1 protein-coding gene and 1 pseudogene are annotated in these 1,633 nt (G+C 63.2%); both read left to right on the forward strand.

What is annotated here, in order from left to right; translation table 11 throughout:
* Nucleotides 1-368 (forward strand): annotated as a pseudogene (locus ACH2EI_RS18905) (hypothetical protein); the annotation flags it as partial.
* Nucleotides 365-1,633, forward strand: a 1,269-nt coding sequence (locus ACH2EI_RS18910; protein ID WP_395161159.1) for a hypothetical protein, incomplete at its 3' end; no start/stop codon positions are given. The pseudogene ACH2EI_RS18905 and the gene ACH2EI_RS18910, both read left to right, overlap by 4 nt.

Consider the following 1,633-nt stretch of genomic DNA (forward strand, 5'->3'; position numbering starts at 1 on the left):
AGAACAACGAGGCAATGGTCCCGTACTTCCTCGCCCGTCTCCCCGAGTACGGCTCGGCGCTACTGATCCACTCGAACATGCCGCCGGCGCACATCTACGGGCGTGAGTGGTGGCGCAACAAGGCGTTGAAGGCCATGGTGCCTTCGCCTCCGTCGTTCCGGTCCGAACCGGAAGGGTCCGGTCCGTGGCTCCCCACCAAACAACGTCGCCGCAACAGCGTCCCGCACCGGCCCGAACCGCCACCGGCACCTCATCCACCGGCACCTCAGCCACCGGACTCGCTGCCGTTCGAGGACTCGATCCCTGTGACCACCAAGAAACCAGTCCCGGTCATCTATGACCTGAACGACAGCGAGGTCTCCTCATGAGCCCCAAACCACGTGTCGATCACGGCCAAGCCGTCGAAGAGCTCCACAACGCGCTCCAAGAAAAACTGGCGAGCATGGCGTCGAGCGACGACTGGATCAAATATCTGTCGGCTGCTCGAACGTTCCACCGCTACTCACCCCAGAACCAGATGTTGCTCGCCCTGCAAGGCGCACAGGGCAACGTGGCCGGCTACCGCACCTGGCAGCGGATCCCGTCCGTCGATGGGGGCACCTGCCAGGTCGCGAAAGGCGAAAGCGGCCTGCGGATCTTGGCGCCGATGAAGGGATCAGCAAAGACGATCGACGAGACGACCGGCGACGAGGTGACCAAATACTTCCTGCGCGGCTTTCGCATAGTCAAGGTATTCCACCAAGGCCAACTCGTTGCAAGCCCCGACCTCGGCCAAGACGCCGTGACCCCGATCCTGCTGACCGGCGAGAACCGGTGGCAAGACGTGTTCTCAGCAGTGAAAGACCACCTCGAAGATGCCGGCTACGACGTCGGGTTCCAGACTCCGACACCGACCGAGTCGTGGAACGGCTACACCGACTACAACGCCGCCAAGGTACGGATCTCCTCCACGCTGGAAGGGCCGCAACAGGTCAAGACGTTGCTGCACGAGTGGGCGCACGTGCAACTCGACCACCACGAACGAGGGCTCGGTGGTTTGACCCGAGACATGCGCGAAGTCGAAGCCGAATCGGTCGCCTACCTGCTTGGCCAGACCATCGGCCTCGACTCCCAGGGCTACTCGGTGCCGTACATCACCGGATGGTCCGGAGGCGACCCAGCATTGATCGAACAGACCGCAATACAGGTGCTGGAAACCACCAAGAAGTTGGTCGACACGCTCCAACACGAACTCGGCGTGAAGCTGACCGTCGACATCAACGACCACGCTTTGGCCGACTCGGCAACGAACGTGATCGAGCTTCCCGGAGCAACGACCTCGACGCCAGCCGTGGCACCCGAATCGCCCGAGCCGGTAACGGAGCAGTGGGACCTGTTCGGCGATCCCGTACCCGCACCGTCCGCGTTCGAGCGGATCGACAGCAGCGACAAGGACTTCCTCACCGCGCTGCGGGGCGAACTCGACGAGGCCCAGGCACAAGAACTGGTCAAGCACATCTATCGGGTCGACCACTCCGCTGAGGTCGCCACCATCCTCGCCGACTCAGGCCAATCAGCACTGCAGGCAGCCCGGATCCTCACTCGTTTCGGCCGCGACATCGACCAGGTCGACGCTGCGCTGTTGACCCCCACC

This window comes from Ilumatobacter sp. (assembly GCF_041688325.1).
Taxonomy (GTDB): domain Bacteria; phylum Actinomycetota; class Acidimicrobiia; order Acidimicrobiales; family Ilumatobacteraceae; genus Ilumatobacter_A.